The organism is Falsiroseomonas sp., assembly GCF_041690465.1.
In the GTDB taxonomy this organism is placed as follows: domain Bacteria; phylum Pseudomonadota; class Alphaproteobacteria; order Acetobacterales; family Acetobacteraceae; genus Falsiroseomonas.
The window spans coordinates 338,516-358,967 of record NZ_JAWLHG010000003.1 but is presented as its reverse complement, the minus strand read 5'-3'; the positions used below and the strand labels follow the sequence as shown (position 1 = coordinate 358,967).

Sequence of the window (20,452 nt, the reverse complement as noted above, 5' to 3'; positions counted from 1 at the left end):
CCCATGGGTGGCGTTGCCAGCCCGCCGGGCTTCGCGCAATTTGCCGCCCGGCCCGCGGGCCGGGCCGGCCTGATCGTGCGCGCACACCCGCGCCCCTTGGCCGGCCCTCCGCCGGCAATCGGGGAAAGAGGGGGGTACGCCGCCTTGATGACGTTGTCGGTATTGCTGATCATCGCGCTGGGCGCCTTGTCCATCGCCTACGGCGTGGTGACCGCGAAGGACATCCTGAGCCGTGACGCGGGCTCCGCGCGGATGCAGGAGATTGCCAAGGCGATCCAGGAAGGCGCCAACGCCTACCTCAACCGCCAGTACACCACCATCGGCATCGTCGGCGTGGTGCTGTTCTTCCTGATCCTCGCGGCCTTCGGCTTCGGCGGGCATGCCTTCGCGGTGGCGATCGGCTTCCTGATCGGCGCCGTGCTCTCCGGCGCGGCGGGCTTCATCGGCATGAACGTCTCGGTGCGCGCCAATGTCCGCACCGCCCAGGCTGCAACCCAGTCGCTGGCCGCGGGCCTCGATGTCGCGTTCAAGTCGGGCGCGATCACGGGCATGCTGGTCGCCGGCCTGGCGCTGCTCGGTGTCGCAACCTACTTCCTCATCCTGGTGCCGATCGGCGGCGCCGCGCCCAACAGCCGCATCGTGATCGATGCGCTGGTGGCGCTGGGCTTCGGCGCCTCGCTGATCTCCATCTTCGCCCGTCTCGGCGGCGGCATCTTCACCAAGGGCGCCGATGTCGGCGGCGACATGGTCGGCAAGGTCGAGGCCGGCATCCCCGAGGACGACCCCCGCAACCCCGCCACCATCGCCGACAACGTGGGCGACAACGTGGGCGACTGCGCCGGCATGGCGGCCGACCTGTTCGAGACCTATGCCGTGACCATGGTCGCCACGATGGTGCTCGCCGCCATCGCCTTCGCCGACGAGTCGCGCATCGCGGGCATGCTGTTCCCGCTGGCAATCGGCGCGGTCTGCGTGGTGACCTCGATCGCCGGCACCTATTTCGTCAAGCTGCCGGCCAACAACTCGATCATGGGCGCGATGTATCGCGGCTTCATCGTCACCGGCGCGCTTTCGCTCGCGGTGCTGCTGCCGCTCTCCTACCTCGTCTTCGGCACCGGCCCGGTGACCGCCGCGGGCGCAACCTTCGGTGCCTTCAGCCTGTTCCTCTGCGGCGCGGTAGGGCTGGCGGTGACGGCGGCGATCATCGTGGTGACGGAATACTACACCGGCACGCAGTTCCGCCCGGTGCGGGCCATCGCGGAGGCGAGCCAGACCGGCCACGGCACCAACGTCATCCGCGGCCTGGCGGTCTCGATGGAAAGCACCGCGCTGCCGGCGCTGATCATCATCGCGGGCGTGCTTTCCGCCTATGGCTTGGCGGGCCTCTACGGCATCGCCATCGCCACCTCCACGATGCTGGCGCTGGCCGGCATGGTGGTGGCGCTCGATGCCTTCGGCCCGGTGACCGACAACGCCGGCGGCATCGCCGAGATGGCCGGCCTGCCCGCCGATGTGCGCGTCTCCACCGACGCGCTGGACGCGGTGGGCAACACGACCAAGGCGGTGACCAAGGGCTATGCGATCGGCTCGGCGGGCCTCGGCGCGCTGGTGCTGTTCGCGGCCTACACGCAGGACCTGGCCTACTTCATCGCCAACCCGGTCCAGTATCCCTACTTCGCAGGCATCGGCCTGCTGACCTTCAGCCTGTCCGATCCGTATGTCGTGGTCGGCCTGCTGTTCGGCGGCCTGCTGCCCTACCTGTTCGGCGGCATGTCGATGACTGCCGTGGGCCGCGCCGCCTTCGCGGTGGTCGAGGAAGTCCGGCGCCAGTTCCGCGAGAAGCCGGGCATCATGACGGGCGCCGAGAAGCCGGATTACGGCCGCGCGGTGGACATGCTGACCAAGGCGGCGATCAAGGAGATGATCATCCCCTCGCTGCTGCCGGTCCTCTCACCGATCGTGGTGTTCGTGGTGATCCTGGCGATCGGCGGCAAGGCTGCGGCGTTCTCGGCGCTGGGTGCGATGCTGCTCGGCGTGATCGTCACCGGCTTCTTCGTCGCGGTCTCGATGACCACCGGCGGCGGCGCCTGGGACAACGCCAAGAAGTACATCGAGGAAGGCAACTACGGCGGCAAGGGCAGCGAGGCCCACAAGGCCGCGGTGACCGGCGACACCGTCGGCGACCCGTACAAGGACACGGCGGGCCCGGCGGTGAACCCGATGATCAAGATCACCAACATCGTGGCGCTGCTGCTGCTGGCGATCCTCGCCCACAGCTGAGGGCCGCCGCGCCGAACGGGACAGGGCCGGCGGAGCGATCCGCCGGCCCTTTTCGTCTGAAGCGCGATCTGTTCAGTTGCGCCGCAGAGGACGCCTGCCGCAATGCGCGGCCAGCAGGATGAGGGACTTCTCTTGGAGCAGGTTGATGCGGTGGTTGTCGGCGCCGGCGTGGTGGGGCTTGCAGCGGCCCGCGCGCTCGCACTTGCCGGCCGCGAGGTGCTGGTGCTCGACGCCGCCGAGGGGATCGGCACCGAGACATCCTCGCGCAACAGCGAGGTGATCCATGCCGGAATCTACTACCCCGCCGGCAGCCTGATGGCGCGGAGCTGCGTGGAGGGGAAGCACCGCCTCTATCGCTACTGCGCCGAGCGCGGCGTGCCGCACGCCAATTGCGGCAAGCTGATCGTCGCGACGAACGAGGAGGAGGCCGGCAGGCTCGAGGGCATCCGGGCGCGCGCCGCCGCCAATGGCGTGCCCGACCTTCGCCTGCTGAGCCGCGCGGAGGCGCTGGCCATGGAGCCGGCGCTGGCCTGCACCGCCGCGCTGCACTCGCCCTCCACCGGCGTGGTGGACAGCCACGCCTTCATGCTGGCGCTGCAGGGCGATGCCGAGAATGCCGGCGCCGTCTTCGCCTTCCACGCGCCGGTCGAGGGCGGCTGTGCGACGGAGGAGGGCGTGGAGCTGCAGGTCGGCGGCGCCGAGCCGATGGCCTTGCGTGCGCGGCTGGTGGTGAACTCCGCCGGGCTGCATGCGCCGAGACTGGCACGCGGCATTGCCGGCATGCCGGAGGCGCTGGTGCCGAACGCCTACTACGCGAAGGGCAACTACTTCACGCTGGCGATGCGCTCGCCCTTCTCCCGGCTGATCTATCCGGTGCCGGTGCCGGGCGGGCTCGGGACGCACCTGACCATCGACCTCGGCGGCCAGGCGCGGTTCGGCCCGGATGTGGAGTGGGTGGACGGCATCGACTATGCCGTTGACCCGCGGCGCGGCGACAGCTTCTACGCGGCGATCCGGCGCTATTGGCCGGAGCTGCCGGACGGCGCGCTGGCACCTGGCTATTCCGGCATCCGCCCGAAGATCGTGCCGCCCGGCGCGCCGGCGCAGGATTTCGTGGTGCAGGGCCCGGCGATGCATGGGGTGCCGGGGCTGGTGAACCTGTTCGGGATCGAGAGCCCGGGGCTGACCGCCTCACTGGCACTGGCGGATCATGTGCTGGAGGCGGCGGAGGTTCCCTCCCCCGCCTAGCGGGGGAGAGAAATGCCGTCACGCTCTCAATCTCTCCGGAATCCGAAGCCCCAGCCGGTTCGGCACCGGCCAGACCTCGCGCAACGTCCGCAGCACGCGGAAGCCGGCGGCGATGTAGTTCGGCAGCGCGCGCGGATGGTCCGCCGTGCAGGTGTTCACCGTCAGCGCGCGCGGCTTCTCGGCCCAGGCGGCATCCACCGCGTGCCGCAGCAGCGCGCGGCCGAGCCCGGCGCCGATTGCATGTGGCATCAGCCCGAAATAGGACAGGTTGATCCCCGCATCGCCACCGCGCCGCTCAAGCTCGTAGAAGCCGGCCGGCTCGCCGCCCTGGTAGAGCACATGGATCGAGACATCCGGCCGTGCCAACAGCGCCGCGATCTCCTCGTCCGGCACGGTGCGCCGCAGCCACCATACCCAGTCGCGGCCCACCGTATCGTAGAGATAGCGGTAGAAGGGCACGGAACAGCGCGCCAGGCGCACCACGCTCGCGCCCTCCGGCAGCGGCGGCGCGCGATCGGCGGGCGGCGCATCCATCCGCAGGAAGGTGACATCCACGGCGACGCGCGTGACCGGTTCGCGCATCGCGGCCGCGCTGGACATCTCAATTGTCCAGGAAGGAGCGCAGCTTCCGCGACCGGCTCGGGTGCTTCAGCTTGCGCAACGCCTTCGCCTCGATCTGCCGGATACGCTCGCGCGTCACATTGAACTGCTGCCCGACCTCCTCCAGCGTATGGTCGGTGTTCATGCCGATGCCGAAGCGCATGCGCAGCACGCGCTCCTCGCGCGGCGTCAGGGACGACAACACGCGCGTCGTGGCTTCCCGCAGGTTGGACTGGATCGCGGCATCCAGCGGGATGATCGCGTTCTTGTCCTCGATGAAGTCGCCGAGGTGGCTGTCCTCCTCGTCGCCGATCGGCGTCTCGAGGCTGATCGGCTCCTTGGCGATCTTCAGCACCTTCCGCACTTTCTCCAGCGGCATGCCGAGCTTCTCGGCCAGCTCCTCCGGCGTCGGCTCGCGGCCGATCTCGTGCAGCATCTGGCGGGACGTGCGCACCAGCTTGTTGATCGTCTCGATCATGTGGACCGGGATGCGGATGGTCCGCGCCTGGTCCGCGATGGAACGCGTGATCGCCTGGCGGATCCACCAGGTGGCATAGGTGCTGAACTTGTAGCCGCGGCGATACTCGAACTTGTCCACCGCCTTCATCAGGCCGATGTTGCCCTCCTGGATCAGGTCCAGGAATTGCAGGCCGCGGTTGGTGTATTTCTTGGCGATGGAGATCACCAGGCGCAGGTTCGCCTCGATCATCTCCTTCTTCGCCTGCGTCATGTCGCGCTCGCCGCGCGACACGGTGGCGTAGACGCGCTTGAATTCGTCCACCGGCAGGCCGGTCTCGGAGGAGGTCCGCGCGATCTCGCCGCGCACCGCCTCGACATCGTCCTTCGACTTGGTGACGAAGTTCTGCCAGCCCTTGCCCTTCAGCTTCGCCAGCCCGTCGAACCAGGCGGGGTCCAGCTCATGGCCGCGCCACGCGCCGATGAACTCCTCGCGCTTCACCTTGTGGCTCTCGGCCATGCGGAGGATCTGGCCCTCCAGGCCCGTAAGCCGCCGGTTCAGGCCCTTGAGCTGGTCCACCAGCTCCTCGATCCGGTTGTTGTGGAGGTGCACCTTCTGCACCAGCGCCACCAGCTCGGTGCGCTGCTTCTCATAGGTCTTCTCGCTGCGCGCCGAGGTCTCGCCACCCGAGGTGTAGGCGTCCATTCGCCGGGCGGAGAGCTTGTTGAGCTTGCCATAGGCCTGCTCGATCGCCTCGAAGGCGGCCAGCGCCTCCGGCTTCAGCTTCTCCTCGAGCGCCGAGAGAGACAGGCCGAGGCCGCCCTCGCCTTCCTCGCCCTCCTCGAACTCCTCCTCTGGTGGCGCGGCGGCGCCTTCGGGGGTGTTGGCGCCGGCGGTCGCCTCCAGGTCGATCACGTCGCGCAGCAGCATGCGGCCTTCCTTGACCGCGTCATGCCAGGCGACGATCGCCTTGAAGGTCAGCGGGCTCTCGCAGAGCCCGCCGATCATCATGTCGCGCCCGGCCTCGATGCGCTTGGCGATGGCGATCTCGCCCTCGCGCGAGAGCAGCTCCACGCTGCCCATCTCGCGCAGGTACATGCGAACCGGGTCGTCGGTGCGGCCGAGGGTCGCCTCGTCGACGTTGCCGCCGGCTTCCTCCTCCTCCTCCTCCTCGTCGGCCTTGGCGACCGGCTTGGGGGCGGCGGCCTCACCGTCCTCGCTTTCCTCGTTCTCGACCACGTTGATGCCGAGGTCCGACAGCATCGCCATCGTGTCCTCGATGGTCTCGGAGGACACCTGCTCGGACGGCAGCGCGGCGTTCAGCTCGTCATAGGTGACGTAGCCACGCTCCTTGCCGCGCGCGACCAGCTTCTTGACGGCGGCGGACTGGATGTCGAGCAGAACGCCCTCCACCGCCTCATCGCGGCCTTCCACCGTCTCGGCACCGTTCGCGACCTTGGTTGCCATGCCTGCCCTGCTCCGTCGTCACCTGGCCGCGCCGCCGGGGGGGAGGCGCCGCACAAACACTCTCTACCCTATGGGGGGGCGTCGTCGGGGGTGGGCGCCGCCGCCTCCGCCGGCTCCGCATCCCCGTCCGTGCCCTCGGCCCATTCGCCGCGCCGGACCGCGTTGATCGCCGAGCGGAGCCGGACCAGCCGCCGGAAGGCCCGGCCCTGGTCCTCTGGGTCGCGGCTTTCGGCCCAGGCGCGTTCGGCTTCCGCCTGATCCGCACGGAGTTCCGCTTCACCGCGCAGCAGCCCGAAGAAGTGCCACCATCCGTCCAGCGCCTCCTTGGGCTGGGCATCCGGCAACGCCGCGGCGGGCAGCGACGGGTCACGCAACAGCGTTGCGGCAAACTCCCCGATACCGACTTTGGCGAGGTGGTCCATCAAACCCCCGGAGTCAAGCTCATGGCCCTCGGCAAGCCATGCCAGTGTCGCGCTGCGGCACTGCAGCAGCGGGCCTTCGACGAGATCGACGCCGGCCAGGCTCTCCTCCACCTCCGGCAGCAGCCAGGGGTGGCGGAGGGTGATCGCAAGCAGCGCGGCGGCCTGCGCGCCGCGGCGGCGCGCATCGGTGATGGCCGGGCGGGCCCGGATGGGCGCCGGCGGCTTCGCGCCGGGGCGGCCGGCCCCGCGCGGCGCGGGGCGGGTGGCCTGGAAGAAGCGGTCCAGCAGCGCACGGCGGTATTCGGCGGCGAGCGCACGGTCCGTGATGCCGGCCGCGACCTCCTCCAGGCGGTGCCTGAGCGCGGCACGCTGCTCCGGGGTCGCCATCGGGCGGCCTTCGGCGACCAGGCCGAACAGCGCCTCGCCCAGGCCGCGGGCGCCATCCAGCACCGCCTGGAAGGCGGCGGGGCCACCCTTGCGCACCAGCGTGTCGGGATCCTCGCCGCCGGTCAGCGTGGCGAGCTTCAGGGTGCGTTCGGGCGTGAGCAGGGGCAACGCGGCCTCGGCGGCACGGGCGGCGGCCCGCGCCCCGGCGGCATCGCCGTCGAAGCACAGGATGGGTTCGGGCGTCAGCCGCCAGAGCTCCTCCATCTGCTCCGGCGTCAGTGCCGTGCCGAGCGGCGCCACCGCGCCCACGAAGCCGGCCTGGTGCAAGGCGATGACGTCCATGTAGCCCTCGACCGCCACCACCAGCGCGCCGCGGAAGGCGCCCTCCTTCGCAAGATCCAGCGCGTAGAGGCTGTTGCGCTTCTTGAAGAGAACGGTCTCCGGCCCGTTGACGTATTTCGGCACGCCATCGCCGAGCACCCGCCCGCCGAAGCTGATCATCCGGCCGCGGCGGTCGCGGATCGGGAACATCACGCGGTTGAAGAACAGGTCGGTGTAGCCCTCGCCTTCTTCCCGCTCGCGGATCAGCCCGGCCTCGGCGAGCTGTTCAGGCGTGATGCCCTCCGCCTTGAGGTCGGCCGCGATCGCGCCGCGGCCGCCGCCGGACCAGCCGAGGCCGAATTTCGCGATGGTCTCCCCCGTCAGGCCGCGGCGCTTGAGATAGGCGAGGCCCTCGGCGCCCTCGGGCAGGCGCAGGCGGCGCTGGAAGGCGGCGGCGGCGGCCTCCAGCACGCCGTGCAGGTCGCGCGCCCGCTTCTCCCGCGCGGCGGCTTCGGGCGTGGGCTTCGGGACGTCGAGCCCCGCCTCGGCGGCCAGGCGCTCCACCGCTTCGGGGAAGCCGGCGCCTTCGGCGCGCATGACGAAGGTGATGGCGTCGCCATGCGCGCCGCAGCCGAAGCAGTGGAAGTGGTCGTCATAGACGTAGAAGGAGGGCGTCTTCTCGCCATGGAAGGGGCAGCAGCCCTTCCAGTTCCGCCCCGACCGGGTGAGCCGCGTCTTGCGCCCGATCAGCCCCGGCAGGGGGGTGCGGAGGCGGAGTTCGTCGAGGAATTGGGGGGGCAGGGCCATGGGGCGCCGCGCCGTTCTACCCCATCGGCCAGCCCGGCCGGAAGACCGCGCAACGGCGCGATGGGCGCGGGACGACGGCGGGCACACCGCGCCGGCGCGCTCGGCCCATCCTGATGATCCGAAACCGCCACCTCATCCGGAATATTATGATATGCAAATATTGCTTAATCCTCTGTTGATCTGGCAAGCTGGCGCCGACGCGAGACTCGACTGTCGGGCACGGGCGTCGGGAGAAGACCCCAAATGTGCCAAGCCTGCGCCGCCTTCAGCCTGCCGTCTTCGCTTATTCATTCCGAATTCGTAGCAGCAAGCGAACCCCAAGGCTTCGTGGCGGAGCCGATGGCCTTCCCCGAGCAGGGCGACACGACCACCGAGGATCTGCCGCACGCCGAAGCCGGCTTCTTCTCCCCCACCGGCAACCCGCTGTTCGACGGGCTGCTGACCGGGGTCAAGTGGATCTCACCGATCCTCACCTACTCCTTCCCGTCCGCCGACGAGCAGTTCGATGGCGTCGCCGATGGCGTCTACGACGACGGCTACATCTACGAGAACATCACGCCCGTCAGCCTCGCGCAGCGCGAAGCCGTGCGCCTAGTGCTGGAAGGCGCCAGCGTGTCCTCCGGCGTGTTCTGGAACGCCGTCTCCGACATCACCAACTTGGCCTTCGCGGAGATCAACGGATTCGGCCAGGGAGAAGGCAGCGGCGCGGGCGACATCCGCGTCACGCAAGCCACCCTGACACCCGGCGTCGGCGGCTGGGCCGCCTATCCCGAAAATGGCAACCCCGATGCCGGCGATGTCTGGATGAGTGACGCCCCGTTCAACCACCAGGGCGCCATCTGGGATGTCCGCGACGCCGTCCCCGGCAACTATGGCTGGCTCGTGATGATCCACGAGCTCGGCCATGCGCTCGGCCTGAAGCATGGAAACCAAGACAACACGGCCTGGAATGGCTTCGCGGCCCTGCCGGCGGCGATGGACAGCGGCGAGTTCAGCGTCATGACCTACCGCGCCTATGTCGGGCAGGATCCCCCCTCGTCGAGGGCCGAGTATTGGGGCTTCCAGCAGTCCTGGATGATGGTGGACATCCTTGCGCTGCAACGGCTCTACGGCGCCAATTACGGGCACAATGCGGGCGACACCACCTACGGCTGGGACCCGCTGACGGGGCAGATGTCCATCAACGGCGTCGGCCAGATCGCGCCCGGCGCCAACAAGGTCTTCCTGACGATCTGGGACGGCGGCGGGGCCGACACCTACGACATGTCGAACTATGGGGACGGTGTCTCGATCGACCTTCGTCCGGGCAAGTGGTCCATCACCAGCGACGAGCAGCGCGCGGACCGCAACTTCGACGAGTCCTGGAACCCGACCCAGCTGGCGCAGGGCAACGTCTACAATTCGCTGGTGTTCCGCGGCAACCAGGCGTCGCTGATCGAGAACGCCATCGGCGGCGACGGCAACGACGTGATCACCGGCAACGGCGCCGCGAACCTGCTGCAGGGCGGCGGTGGCGACGACAGGCTGATGGGCGGCGCGGGCGCCGACACCCTGCTCGGCGAGGCTGGGAACGACACGCTGGCGGGCGGCGCCGGCAACGACTTCCTGGCCGGCGGCATGGGCAACGACGTCTATTTGGTGGATGGCTACTACGCCGACACGGTTTCGGAGGCCGGCGGGGGCGGCTATGACCGCGTGATGTCCAGCTGGGACTGGACGCTGCATGACGGCTTCGAACGCCTGACGCTGACCGGAAGCCTCGATGCCTGGGGCTTCGGCAATGCCGCGGCGAACCGGCTCGACGGGAATGGCGGCGCCAATTGGCTGGAGGGCAAGGCGGGCAACGACAGGTTGTTCGGCAACGCCGGCGACGACATGCTGATCGGCGGCCACGGCGCCGACCGGCTGGATGGCGGCGACGGCGCCGACGTGTTCTTGTTCAACAGCATCACCGATCGCGGCGACATCATCTCCAACTACGTCGGCCCGGACGACAACATCGAAGTCTCGGCCGCCGGCTTCCAAGGCGGCCTGATGGACGGGATGGATCTCGCCGCCACCGGGCGCTTCGTCAGCAACACGACCGGGATGGCCGAGTCGGCCTACGGCACGGGGCAGTTCATCTGGAACAGCGACCTGGAACAGCTGTTGTGGGACAGGGACGGGATGGGCGGCATCGTGGCGCTTCGCCTCGCCTCGCTGCCCGGCGCCTTAGGGATGGACGCCGGGGAGATCTTCGTCATCGGCTGAAGGGCCGCGGTCCGGCGGCTGAGTACCCTCAGCCGCCGAGCCTGGCCTTCACCATCGGGCCCGCCTTGCTCATGTCGAGCGCGCCGCCATGCTTGCGCAGCGCGGCCATCACCTTGCCCATGTCCTTGATTCTGGCGGCACCCGTCTCGGCGATGGCGGCGTCCACCGCGGCGGCGACCTGCGCCTCGTCCATCTGCTGCGGCAGGAAGGATTCGATCACGGCGATTTCGGCCTCCTCCTTCTCCGCCAGCTCCGCACGGCCACCCTGGCGGTAGAGCTCCACGCTCTCGCGGCGGGACTTCACCATCGAGCGCAGCATCGCCACCACCTGCTCGTCCGGCACCTTGTCCACGCCGGAGGGGCGGGCGGCGATGTCCACTTCCTTCAACCTGGCGATGATCATCCGCACGGTGGAGGTCTTCGCGGCGTCCTTGGCGAGCATCGCCTCCTTCATGGCGGCGTTGAATCGGGTGCGCAGGTCGTCGGCCATCGCGGTATCTCCTCTGGCGCATCCTTACTCCCTCCCCTGCGTGCGGGGGAGGGCCGGGGTGGGCCACCGGCCACCAGCCGGGAATTCACTTCCCAAGCCCGAACCGCGCTTGTCCTGGGAAGTTTTTTCCCACATAAGCAAGCCATGCGCACGGTCGAGGACATCATCGCCCTTCTGGGCGGCCCGGAGGCGGCGGCATCGCGCCTTGGCATTGGCACCGAGGCGGTGCGCAAATGGCGCCAGTCGCGCGCCATCCCGGCGAAGCACTGGCCTTCCGTGCTCGCCGCCACCGGCCTGGCCCTCGACGACCTGCCACGTGGTGAGCCTGCCCCCCGCAAGACCCGCACGGAGACCGCCGTGACCGACACCACCTCCCCCGAAGACGGCGTGCCCGAGGGCGCGACCGCCGTGCTGGTCCTGGCCGATGGTGCGGTGTTCTGGGGCCGCGGCTTCGGCGCGCACGGCACCTCCGTGGCCGAGATCTGCTTCAACACCGGCATGACTGGCTACCAGGAGGTGCTGACCGATCCCTCCTATGCCGGGCAGACCATCTGCTTCACCTTTCCCCATATCGGCAATGTCGGCGCCAATCCCGAGGATATCGAGGCCGTCACCCCGGTCGCCCGCGGGCTGATCGTCAAGCAGGATGTCACCGAGCCCTCCAACTTCCGCGCCACGCGGCACCTTGACGACTGGCTGAAGTCGCATGGCGTGCCGGGGCTGGCCGGCCTGGACACCCGCGCGCTGACCGCGCGCATCCGCGACGGCGGCCCGCCCACCGGCGTGCTGAGCTTCCCCGAGGATGGCAGGTTCGACCTGGCCGCGCTGCGTGCGCGGGCCGAGGCCTGGCCGGGGCTGGAGGGGATGGACCTGGCCAGGGACGTCTCCACCCGCCAGTCCTACAGCTGGGACGAGACCACCTGGACGCTCGGCGCCGGCTTCGGGAAGCTGACCGAGCCGAAATTCAAGGTGGTCGCGGTGGATTACGGCGCCAAGCGCAACATCCTGCGCTGCCTGGCCGCCGCCGGCTGCGCGGTGACGGTGGTGCCGGCGACGGCGACCGCCGAGGACATCCTGCGGCACGCGCCGGACGGGGTGTTCCTCTCCAACGGCCCTGGCGACCCGGCGGCGACCGGCGAATACGCCGTGCCGGCGATCCAGGGCGTGCTGGAGAAGGGCGTGCCGACCTTCGGCATCTGCCTCGGCCACCAGCTGCTGGCGCTGGCCCTGGGGGCGAGGACCTACAAGCTCGACCGCGGCCATCGCGGCGCCAACCAGCCGGTGAAGGACCTCAAGACCGGCAAGGTGGAGATCACCAGCCAGAACCACGGCTTCGCGGTGGACGAGAACTCGCTGCCGGAGGGTGTGGAAGTCACGCACATCAGCCTGTTCGACGGCAGCAACGAAGGCATCGCCAGCACGAAGCTGCCGGCGTTCAGCGTGCAGTACCATCCGGAGGCGTCGCCGGGGCCGACGGACAGCCATTATCTGTTCCACCGCTTCACGGCGCTGATCGAGCAGCACAAGGCAGGCTGACATGTCCCTCTTCGACCTCACCGGCCGCGTGGCGCTCGTCACCGGCGGCAATGGCGGCATCGGGCTCGGCATGGCGCGCGGGCTGGTCGCCTGCGGCGCACGCGTGGTGATCGCCGGGCGCGACACGGCGAAGAACGCGCAGGCGGTCGCCGAGCTTGGCGGCGATACCGCGGCGCTGAAGGCCGACATGCTGGACCCGGCCACGCCCGCGAAGCTGGTCGAGCAGGTGCTGGCGCAGGCGGGCGGCCTCGACATCCTGGTCAACAATGCCGGCACCAACATCCGCAAGGCGCCGCACCTCGTCACCGACGAGGAATGGGCCGTGGTGCTGGACACCAACCTGACCAGCCTGATGCGGCTGACGCGCGCCGCCTATCCGGCGCTGAAGGCCTCGGGGCGCGGGCGGGTCATCAACATCGGCTCGATGCTCTCGATCTTCGGCGTCTCCTTCTCGCCCGCCTATGGCGCGAGCAAGGGCGCGGTGGTGCAGTACACCAAGTCGCTCGCCGCGGCCTGGGCGGCGGACGGCATCACCGCGAACGCCATCCTGCCCGGCTGGATCGACACCGCGCTGACGCGCCGCGCGCGGCAGGACGTGCCGACGCTGCATGACAGCGTGCTGGCGCGCACGCCGGCGAAGCGCTGGGGCGATCCGAAGGACTTCGCGGGCATCGCGGCCTTCCTTGCCTCGGACGAAGCCGCCTTCGTTACCGGCACCGCCATCCCGGTGGATGGCGGCTACTCCACCCAGGGCTGACATGCCGTCCGCCGAGACGCTGCTGGTCTTCGCCGCGCTCTCGCTCGGCCTGGCGGTCACGCCGGGGCCGAACATGCTCTATCTCGTCTCCCGCGCGCTGGCGCAGGGGACGCAGGCCGGGATGGTGTCGCTGGTGGGCTGCCAGGCGGGATCGCTCGCCATCATGCTCTGCGCGGCGGCAGGGATCACGGCGGCGCTGCTGGCCATCCCCTATGCGTGGGACGTGCTGCGGCTCGGCGGCGCGGCCTATCTGCTGTTCCTCGCCTGGCAATGCGTGCGGCCCGGCGGGCAGCCGATCTTCGCGCCGCGGCCGATGCCGCGGGAACCGGCGGCTCGGCTGTTCGGCGTGGGCTTCGCAACCGCGGCGCTCAACCCGAAGGTCGCTCTGTTCTACATGGCCGTGCTGCCACCCTTCCTCGACCCGGAGCGCGGCAGGCTGTTTGCGCAGGCCGCGATGCTCGGCGCGCTGCAGATTGCGGTCTGCGCGGCTTGGGATGCGGTGCTGGTCTGGGGCGCGGCGGGCACGGCGCGCTTCCTCTCGACCAAGCCGTTCTGGATGGCGGTGCAGCGCTGGGTGCTCGGCTTCGCGCTGGCGCTGCTGGCCGTGAAGCTCGCCACCGAGCGGAGCGCGTGATGGAGATCGCCGGCGGCTTCTTCGCCCTGGCCTATTCCGGCCTGGTGCTGTTCGCGCTGGCGGGCGCGCTGCGGAAGATGTTTCCGCCGATGCGCGCGGCGCTCACCGCCTTCGTACTGTCTTCGGTGGTGCATGGCGCGACGACGCTGATGATGGGCGAGGATGCCGGCATCGCCTTCGCCTTCTGGGCCATCCCGCATCTGCTCGTGCTGCCGTTGCTGCTGTGGTCCGCACGCCGTCAGGGAGGCTCGCCATGAGCGACATCGCGCTGGACTTCACGCCGCTTTTCGTAGCCCTCGGCATCGGTGCCGCCTGCGCGCTGCTCGGCACGCCGCTGATGTGGAACGTCGCTGCCGGCCTGCCGCGCATGCGCCGCGCGGTGCTGGCGGTGCTGGCGGCGCTCGGCCTGGCCGGGCTGGCGGCGGCCTTCGCCACCTATTCGCTCCGCGACCGCGAAGTCGCCGCCTTCGCGCTCGGCACCACCGTGCTGCTGCAGCTGATCGCGCTGCCGGTGCTGCTGATCCTGAACCGCAAGAACAATCCAAAGACCCCTGGGGCCTGACACAAGATGCCGAAGCGCACTGACATCTCCTCCATCCTCATCATCGGCGCCGGCCCGATCGTCATCGGGCAGGCCTGCGAATTCGACTATTCCGGCGCCCAGGCCTGCAAGGCGCTGCGTGCGGAGGGCTACCGCGTCATCCTGGTGAACTCCAACCCGGCCACGATCATGACCGATCCGGGTCTGGCGGACGCGACCTATATCGAACCCATCACGCCCGAGATGGTCGAGAAGATCATCGCCAAGGAACGGCCCGACGCGCTGCTGCCGACCATGGGCGGGCAGACGGCCCTCAACACCGCGCTCAAGCTCGATGCCGCCGGTGTGCTGCAGAAATACGGCTGCGAGCTGATCGGCGCCAAGGCGGAGGTGATCGACAAGGCCGAGGACCGGCTGAAATTCCGCGACGCGATGTCGAAGATCGGCATCGAGAGCCCGAAAAGCGCCATCGCGCATTCGATGCCCGAGGCGCAGGCCGCGCTGGAGCTGGTCGGCCTGCCCTGCGTGATCCGGCCGAGCTTCACCCTCGGCGGCACCGGCGGCGGCATCGCCTACAACCGCGAGGAGTTCGAGCAGATCGTCTCTGCCGGCCTCGCCGCCAGCATGACCACGGAAGTTCTGGTCGAGGAATCCGTGCTCGGCTGGAAGGAATTCGAGATGGAGGTGGTCCGCGACAAGGCGGACAACTGCATCATCGTCTGCTCCATCGAGAACCTGGACCCGATGGGCGTGCACACCGGTGATTCCGTCACCATCGCGCCGGCGCTGACGCTGACCGACAAGGAATACCAGCGCATGCGCGATGCCTCCATCGCCTGCCTGCGCGAGATCGGCGTGGACACCGGCGGGTCCAACGTGCAGTTCGGCATCAACCCGGTGGATGGCCGCATGGTCATCATCGAGATGAACCCGCGCGTCTCCCGCTCCTCCGCGCTGGCGTCCAAGGCGACCGGCTTCCCGATCGCCAAGATCGCGGCCAAGCTCGCGGTCGGCTACACGCTGGACGAGCTGGCCAACGACATCACCCGCGTCACGCCCGCGAGCTTCGAGCCGACCATCGACTATGTCGTGGTGAAGATCCCGCGCTTCACCTTCGAGAAGTTCCCCGGCACGCCGGCGACGCTGACCACGTCGATGAAGAGCGTCGGCGAGACCATGGCGATCGGTCGCAGCTTCTGCGAGGCCTTCCAGAAGGGCATGCGAGGGCTGGAGACGGGGCTTTCCGGCCTCGATGACCTCGACATCACGGACCATACCGCGCTGCGCACGGCGCTCGCCACGCCGACGCCGGACCGGTCGCTGGTGGTGGCGCAGGCCCTGCGTGCGGGCATGTCGGTCGAGGAGATCCACGAGGCCTGCAAGTTCGATCCCTGGTTCATCCGCGAATTCGATCGCATTGTGCAGGCCGAGAACCGCGTGAAGGCCGGGGGCCTACCGAAGACCGCCACGGCCTTCCGCGCCCTGAAGGCGCTCGGCTTCTCCGATCGCCGCCTCGCCAAGCTCGCGGGCACCACCGAGGCCAAGGTCGCCACCGCGCGCGAGGCGCTGGCGGTGCATCCCGTCTTCAAGCGCATCGACACCTGCGCGGCAGAATTCGCCTCCGACACGCCCTACATGTACTCGACCTATGAGGGCGGGTTCGGCGCGCCGCAATGCGAATCCCGCCCCACCGACCGCCAGAAGATCGTCATCCTCGGCGGCGGGCCGAACCGCATCGGGCAGGGCATCGAGTTCGACTATTGCTGCGTCCACGCCGCCTATGCGCTGCGCGAGGCCGGGTTCGAGACGATCATGGTCAACTGCAACCCCGAGACCGTCTCCACCGACTATGACACTTCGGATCGCCTGTATTTCGAGCCGCTGACCGATGAGGACGTCATCGCCCTGGTCCGCAAGGAGCAGGAGAACGGCGAGGTTCTCGGCTGCATCGTGCAGTATGGCGGGCAGACGCCGCTCAAGCTCAGCCAGGCGCTGCACAAGGCCGGCATCCCGATCCTCGGCACCTCCGCGGAAGCCATCGACATCGCCGAGGATCGCGAGCGCTTCCAGCAGCTGCTGAAGGGCCTCGGCCTGAAGCAGCCCGCCAATGGCACCGCGCGCGACCTCGATGAGGCGCAGGCCGTCGCGGAGCGGATCGGCTATCCGATCGTGGTGCGGCCCTCCTACGTGCTCGGCGGGCGCGCGATGGAGATCTGCTACAACCGCGAACAGCTCCGCCGCTTCGGCGCGGAGGCGGTGCGCGTTTCCGGCGAGAATCCGATCCTGGTGGACAAGTACCTGGTGGACGCCATCGAGGTGGATGTGGACTGCATCGCCGATGCGGCGGGCGAGGTCTATGTCGCCGGCGTGATGGAGCACATCGAGGAGGCCGGCATCCATTCCGGCGACAGCGCCTGTTCGCTGCCGCCCTACTCCCTCGCCCCCGCGCTGGTGACGGAGCTGAAGGCCGAGACCGAGGCGATGGCGAAGGCGCTGAAGGTCAAGGGCCTGATGAACGTGCAGTACGCCGTGAAGGACGGCGAGGTGTACGTGCTGGAGGTGAACCCCCGCGCCTCCCGCACGGTGCCCTTCGTCGCCAAGGCGACCGGCGTTCCCGTCGCCAAGATCGGCGCCCGCGTGATGGCCGGCGCGTCCCTGCGGGAGTTCGACCTCGACGATTCCGCCATCGCGCCGCATGTCGCGGTGAAGGAGGCGGTGTTCCCCTTCAACCGCTTCCCCGGCGTTGACGTGCTGCTCGGGCCGGAGATGAAGTCCACCGGCGAGGTGATGGGCCTCGACAGCTCCTTCGAGCGGGCCTTCCTGAAATCCCAGCTCGGCGCCGGGGTGAAGCTGCCGGAAGCCGGCACGGCCTTCATCTCGGTGAAGGATGCCGACAAGGCGGCCGCGGTCACCCTCGCCCGCCGCCTGATCGAGATGGGCTTCCGGATCAGCGCCACCCGCGGCACCGCGGCCAGGCTGCGCGATGCCGGTCTCGACTGCGGGGTGGTCAACAAGGTGCTGGAAGGCCGCCCGCATTGCGTGGACGCCATCAAGTCCGAAGCCATCCAGCTGGTCATCAACACCACCAGCGGCGGGCAGTCCGTGTCCGACAGCTTCGACATCCGCCGCAGCGCGCTCACCCATGGCGTGCCGCACTATACGACGATGTCAGGGGCGCGTGCGGCGGTGCATGCCATCGCGGCCTTGAAGGGTGGAACCCTTGATGTGGCGCCCCTCCAGGCCTATTTTCAGCGTTCGTTCTGAAGCGGAGGGCGGCGGAGGGTGACCCCCCTCCCCCGCCCAATCTGTTTCCCCCCGCCGGATGTTTCGTGCTGTGCTTCACGCTCGGCCCCGGCGGGGTCGTTGGTAAGGAAGGACGTGACGTGCAGAAGTTCCCCATGACCGCGGAGGGCCTGAACCGCCTCCAGGAGGAACTCCGGCTGTTGAAGACCGAGGAGCGGCCAGCGGTGATCCGCGCGATTGCGGAAGCCCGTGCGCATGGCGACCTGTCCGAGAACGCCGAGTACCATGCCGCGCGCGAGCGGCAGTCCTTCATCGAAGGGCGCATCGCCGAGCTGGAATCGATCATTCCTTCCGCCGAGGTGATCGACACCTCCAGGATGTCCGGCGACCAGGTGCGCTTCGGCGCGCATGTCACCGTGGTGGATGAGGAGACCGAGGACGAGAAGACCTACCGCATCGTCGGCGCCTATGAGGCCGACATGAAGGACGGGTCGATCTCCATCTCCTCGCCCCTGGCCAAGGCGCTGATCGGCAAGAAGGTCGGCGACAGCGTCGAGGTGCCCGCCCCCGGCGGTTCCCGCGTCTACGAGATCGCCGGCGTCAGGTTCGGCTAGGGCAGCGCCCGGCCCGGCGAAACCGCTCCGCGTTCCCGCCGGGCGGGCGCAAGCTGGTCGGGACGTCGTACTTTCCGGGGCACGGCCCTCCGACCCATTGACTCCGATGGGCCGGAACGTGCTCTAGCGCCGTCGCCCGCCCTGCGTAACGGGGCGGGGCGAGGGTTCGGAGACCAGCAGAGATGTCACCGCTACGCGGCGAAACCGCCGTCCTCGCGCCGGCGCCGGCGCCGCATGTCACGCTGGCCGATGTACGCGCCGCCGCCGCGCGCATCGAGGGCGCGGTGTTGCGCACGCCCACCATCCGCTGCGACGCGCTCTCCCGCGCCACCGGCGCGACGCTGTTCCTCAAGCTCGACAATCTGCAGGCCACCGGCGCCTTCAAGGAGCGTGGCGCCGCCAACCGCATCGCGCTGCTGACGGCGCGGGAGCGCGCGGCCGGCGTCATCGCCATGTCGGCCGGCAACCATGCCCAGGCGGTGGCGCGCCATGCATCGCTCGCCGGGATCGCGGCGACCATCGTGATGCCGCGCTTCACCCCCGCCACCAAGGTGACCCGCACCGAGGGCTGGGGCGCCAAGGTGGTGCTGCATGGCGAGACGCTGGCCGAGGCCGCCGCCCACGCCTACGACCTGGCGCTGCGCGAGGGCCTCACCTTCATCCACCCCTATGACGACCCCGGCGTGATCGCCGGCCAGGGCACCGCCGCGCTCGAGATGCTGCAGGACGCACCGGAGATCGACACGCTGGCCATTCCGGTCGGCGGCGGCGGCCTGCTGGCCGGGTCCGCCGCGGCGGCGCTGGAGCTCAAGCCCGGCATCCAGGTCTTCGGCGTGGAGGTCGAGGCCTATCCCGCCATGGCGCAGCGCCTTGCCGGCCAGCCGGTGCAGGTGGGCGGGCCGACGGTCGCCGAGGGCATCGCGGTGCGCGACGTGGGGGAGCTGCCCTTCGCGCTGATCCAGCGCCTCGGACTCGAGGTGCTGGTGGTGCCGGAGCGCGCCGTGGAGGCCGCCATCGCCATGCTGGCCGAGGGGGCGAAGGTGGTGGCGGAGGGCGCGGGCGCGGCGGGCCTCGCCGCCGTGCTGGCCTTCCCGGAGCGCTTCGCCGACCGCGTGGTGGGTATCCCGGTCTGCGGCGGCAACATCGATGCGCGCGCGCTCTCCAACGTGCTGCTGCGCCAGTTGCTGCGGGACGGGCGGCTGCTGCGGCTGCATTTCGACATCCCCGACCGGCCGGGCGTGCTGGCCGACATCGCAGGGCGGATCTCGGCGCTCGGCGGCAACGTCATCGAGGTGCAGCACCAGCAGCTGTTCGGCGCACCGACGGTGCAGAGCACCGAGCTGCACCTGATGGTCGAGGTGCGCGACGCCGCCCAGGGTAACGCCATCGTCGCCGCGCTGCAGGCCGGCGGCTACACGGTGCGGCGGGGGTAGCAGGCGCGGCGCCGGCGCAACGGTGCTTGCGGCGCGCAAGGCGCGCCCCAGTTCATTGATGATGGCCTACCCCGCCGCAGCCCAGCCCGCCTCCCTTGCCGGACGCCTGGCCCAGCCGCTGAAGCAGGCAATCGCCGCCGAGGTCGTCGCCCTGTTCAACGATCGCAGCCGTGGCGAGCGCCCGGTCGCGCGCCGCCCGGACGGGCTGTTCGGTCCGCGCTCGGTCGCCTGGCGCGTGCATGGCGATGTCACCTCGATGATGGTCGGTGGCGTCGCGGCGCTGATGCTGCAGATGCTCCACCCCGCGGTGCTCGCCGGCGTCTGGGACCATTCGCGCTTCCGCGAGGACCTGAACGGGCGGCTTCGCCGCACCGCCCGCTTCATCGCGCTCACCACCTATGGCACCGCGGCGGAGGCCGAGGCTGCGATCGACCGCGTCCGCCGCATCCACGCGCACGTCACCGGCACGCTGCCGGATGGCAGGCCTTATGCCGCGAACGACCCGGCGCTGCTTGCCTGGGTGCATGTGACAGAGGCGACGAGCTTCCTCGATGCGTGGATCCGCTATGCCGAGCCCGCCATGCGCCAGGCCGATCAGGACCGCTACTTCGCCGAGATGGCGCGGATCGGCGCCGCGCTCGGCGCCGACCCTGTGCCGCACAGCCGGCGGGAGGCGCAGCGCCTGATGGCCGCGATGCGCCCCGCGCTCCACCGCGACGGCCGCACGCGGGAGGTTGCGCGCCTGCTGCTCACCCGTCCCCCGCCGAGCCCGCTGGCCGGGCCGCTGCATGCGCTGACGATGCAGGCGGGGCTCGACCTGTTGCCGGGCTGGGCGCGCCGGCTGCATGGCCTGCCGCCGCCGCTCGGCCGCCCGCTGGTGCGCGCCGGCACGCTTGGCCTGGCCCGCACCCTCCGCTGGGCCTTCACCTGATCCGGTGCTTGCCGCCGAGATGCGGCGCGGCGGA

Annotated in this window: 16 protein-coding genes; 12 read left to right on the top strand and 4 right to left on the bottom strand. The window is 69.8% G+C overall.

All coding sequences use genetic code 11. From position 1 onward, the window contains the following. The first annotated feature begins 147 nt into the window (after window positions 1-147). On the top strand, window positions 148-2,280 hold the full coding sequence (locus tag ACESM1_RS05680; RefSeq protein WP_372618544.1) for a sodium-translocating pyrophosphatase: 2,133 nt from the start codon (window positions 148-150) through the stop codon (window positions 2,278-2,280). A gap of 132 nt (window positions 2,281-2,412) precedes the next feature. Beyond that, the gene (locus ACESM1_RS05675) at window positions 2,413-3,528 is read left to right on the top strand and encodes an NAD(P)/FAD-dependent oxidoreductase (protein ID WP_372618542.1); all 1,116 of its coding nucleotides are present in this window, start codon (window positions 2,413-2,415) and stop codon (window positions 3,526-3,528) included. A gap of 18 nt (window positions 3,529-3,546) precedes the next feature. On the opposite strand, the gene ACESM1_RS05670 is transcribed toward ACESM1_RS05675, so the two are convergent. The 3 genes from ACESM1_RS05670 to dnaG all read right to left on the bottom strand — a co-directional run bounded on the left by ACESM1_RS05670 (window position 3,547) and on the right by dnaG (window position 7,989). Continuing rightward, the gene (locus ACESM1_RS05670) at window positions 3,547-4,128 is read right to left on the bottom strand and encodes a GNAT family N-acetyltransferase (RefSeq protein WP_372618540.1); all 582 of its coding nucleotides are present in this window, start codon (window positions 4,126-4,128) and stop codon (window positions 3,547-3,549) included. Between the two features lies 1 nt (window position 4,129). Continuing rightward, window positions 4,130-6,052, bottom strand: a complete 1,923-nt coding sequence (gene rpoD, locus ACESM1_RS05665) for an RNA polymerase sigma factor RpoD (RefSeq protein WP_372618538.1) — start codon at window positions 6,050-6,052, stop codon at window positions 4,130-4,132. 68 nt (window positions 6,053-6,120) lie between these two features. Continuing rightward, window positions 6,121-7,989: a DNA primase gene (gene dnaG / locus ACESM1_RS05660; RefSeq protein WP_372618536.1), complete on the bottom strand. Its 1,869-nt coding sequence runs from the start codon at window positions 7,987-7,989 to the stop codon at window positions 6,121-6,123. Window positions 7,990-8,328: 339 nt separating this feature from the next. Here dnaG and ACESM1_RS05655 point away from each other — a divergent pair, with 339 nt between their 5' ends. Beyond that, complete coding sequence (locus ACESM1_RS05655; protein WP_372618534.1) at window positions 8,329-10,239, top strand: M10 family metallopeptidase; 1,911 nt, start codon at window positions 8,329-8,331, stop codon at window positions 10,237-10,239. A 28-nt stretch (window positions 10,240-10,267) separates the two neighbouring features. Here ACESM1_RS05655 and ACESM1_RS05650 read toward each other — a convergent pair whose 3' ends face one another. After that, on the bottom strand, window positions 10,268-10,729 hold the full coding sequence (locus tag ACESM1_RS05650) for a GatB/YqeY domain-containing protein (protein WP_372618532.1): 462 nt from the start codon (window positions 10,727-10,729) through the stop codon (window positions 10,268-10,270). Window positions 10,730-10,873: 144 nt separating this feature from the next. Here ACESM1_RS05650 and carA point away from each other — a divergent pair, with 144 nt between their 5' ends. The 9 genes from carA to ACESM1_RS05605 all read left to right on the top strand — a co-directional run bounded on the left by carA (window position 10,874) and on the right by ACESM1_RS05605 (window position 20,418). Further along, window positions 10,874-12,265: a glutamine-hydrolyzing carbamoyl-phosphate synthase small subunit gene (carA, locus tag ACESM1_RS05645; RefSeq protein ID WP_372618530.1), complete on the top strand. Its 1,392-nt coding sequence runs from the start codon at window positions 10,874-10,876 to the stop codon at window positions 12,263-12,265. Window position 12,266: 1 nt separating this feature from the next. Continuing rightward, complete coding sequence (locus ACESM1_RS05640) at window positions 12,267-13,022, top strand: SDR family NAD(P)-dependent oxidoreductase (protein ID WP_372618528.1); 756 nt, start codon at window positions 12,267-12,269, stop codon at window positions 13,020-13,022. A 1-nt stretch (window position 13,023) separates the two neighbouring features. After that, the gene (locus ACESM1_RS05635; protein WP_372618526.1) at window positions 13,024-13,656 is read left to right on the top strand and encodes a LysE family translocator; all 633 of its coding nucleotides are present in this window, start codon (window positions 13,024-13,026) and stop codon (window positions 13,654-13,656) included. Next, a complete protein-coding gene (locus ACESM1_RS05630; protein WP_372618524.1) occupies window positions 13,656-13,913 on the top strand; it encodes a hypothetical protein in 258 nt (85 codons plus the stop codon). The genes ACESM1_RS05635 and ACESM1_RS05630 overlap by 1 nt, the downstream gene beginning before the upstream one ends. After that, window positions 13,910-14,218: a hypothetical protein gene (locus ACESM1_RS05625; protein ID WP_372618522.1), complete on the top strand. Its 309-nt coding sequence runs from the start codon at window positions 13,910-13,912 to the stop codon at window positions 14,216-14,218. The genes ACESM1_RS05630 and ACESM1_RS05625 overlap by 4 nt, the downstream gene beginning before the upstream one ends. Before the next feature lie 6 nt (window positions 14,219-14,224). Beyond that, window positions 14,225-17,461, top strand: a complete 3,237-nt coding sequence (gene carB / locus ACESM1_RS05620; RefSeq protein ID WP_372618520.1) for a carbamoyl-phosphate synthase large subunit — start codon at window positions 14,225-14,227, stop codon at window positions 17,459-17,461. A gap of 119 nt (window positions 17,462-17,580) precedes the next feature. Continuing rightward, window positions 17,581-18,054: a transcription elongation factor GreA gene (gene greA / locus ACESM1_RS05615; RefSeq protein ID WP_372618518.1), complete on the top strand. Its 474-nt coding sequence runs from the start codon at window positions 17,581-17,583 to the stop codon at window positions 18,052-18,054. A 182-nt stretch (window positions 18,055-18,236) separates the two neighbouring features. Further along, window positions 18,237-19,487 carry a threonine ammonia-lyase gene (locus ACESM1_RS05610; protein WP_372618516.1) on the top strand — a complete coding sequence of 417 codons (1,251 nt, stop codon included), beginning with the start codon at window positions 18,237-18,239 and terminating at the stop codon, window positions 19,485-19,487. Window positions 19,488-19,545: 58 nt separating this feature from the next. After that, window positions 19,546-20,418, top strand: a complete 873-nt coding sequence (locus ACESM1_RS05605; RefSeq protein WP_372618514.1) for an oxygenase MpaB family protein — start codon at window positions 19,546-19,548, stop codon at window positions 20,416-20,418. Window positions 20,419-20,452 lie beyond the last annotated feature (34 nt).

What these genes read in the sequence shown, in the direction of transcription:
- dnaG (WP_372618536.1), bottom strand. Translation starts at nt 7,989, where the DNA reads ATGGCCCTGCCCCCCCAATTCCTCGACGAACTCCGCCTCCGCACCCCC.
- ACESM1_RS05635 (WP_372618526.1), top strand. Translation starts at nt 13,024, where the DNA reads ATGCCGTCCGCCGAGACGCTGCTGGTCTTCGCCGCGCTCTCGCTCGGC.
- carB (WP_372618520.1), top strand. Translation starts at nt 14,225, where the DNA reads ATGCCGAAGCGCACTGACATCTCCTCCATCCTCATCATCGGCGCCGGC.
- rpoD (WP_372618538.1), bottom strand. Translation starts at nt 6,052, where the DNA reads ATGGCAACCAAGGTCGCGAACGGTGCCGAGACGGTGGAAGGCCGCGAT.
- ACESM1_RS05680 (WP_372618544.1), top strand. Translation starts at nt 148, where the DNA reads ATGACGTTGTCGGTATTGCTGATCATCGCGCTGGGCGCCTTGTCCATC.
- ACESM1_RS05605 (WP_372618514.1), top strand. Translation starts at nt 19,546, where the DNA reads ATGATGGCCTACCCCGCCGCAGCCCAGCCCGCCTCCCTTGCCGGACGC.
- ACESM1_RS05650 (WP_372618532.1), bottom strand. Translation starts at nt 10,729, where the DNA reads ATGGCCGACGACCTGCGCACCCGATTCAACGCCGCCATGAAGGAGGCG.
- ACESM1_RS05670 (WP_372618540.1), bottom strand. Translation starts at nt 4,128, where the DNA reads ATGTCCAGCGCGGCCGCGATGCGCGAACCGGTCACGCGCGTCGCCGTG.
- carA (WP_372618530.1), top strand. Translation starts at nt 10,874, where the DNA reads ATGCGCACGGTCGAGGACATCATCGCCCTTCTGGGCGGCCCGGAGGCG.
- ACESM1_RS05655 (WP_372618534.1), top strand. Translation starts at nt 8,329, where the DNA reads ATGGCCTTCCCCGAGCAGGGCGACACGACCACCGAGGATCTGCCGCAC.
- ACESM1_RS05630 (WP_372618524.1), top strand. Translation starts at nt 13,656, where the DNA reads ATGGAGATCGCCGGCGGCTTCTTCGCCCTGGCCTATTCCGGCCTGGTG.
- ACESM1_RS05625 (WP_372618522.1), top strand. Translation starts at nt 13,910, where the DNA reads ATGAGCGACATCGCGCTGGACTTCACGCCGCTTTTCGTAGCCCTCGGC.
- ACESM1_RS05640 (WP_372618528.1), top strand. Translation starts at nt 12,267, where the DNA reads ATGTCCCTCTTCGACCTCACCGGCCGCGTGGCGCTCGTCACCGGCGGC.
- ACESM1_RS05610 (WP_372618516.1), top strand. Translation starts at nt 18,237, where the DNA reads ATGTCACCGCTACGCGGCGAAACCGCCGTCCTCGCGCCGGCGCCGGCG.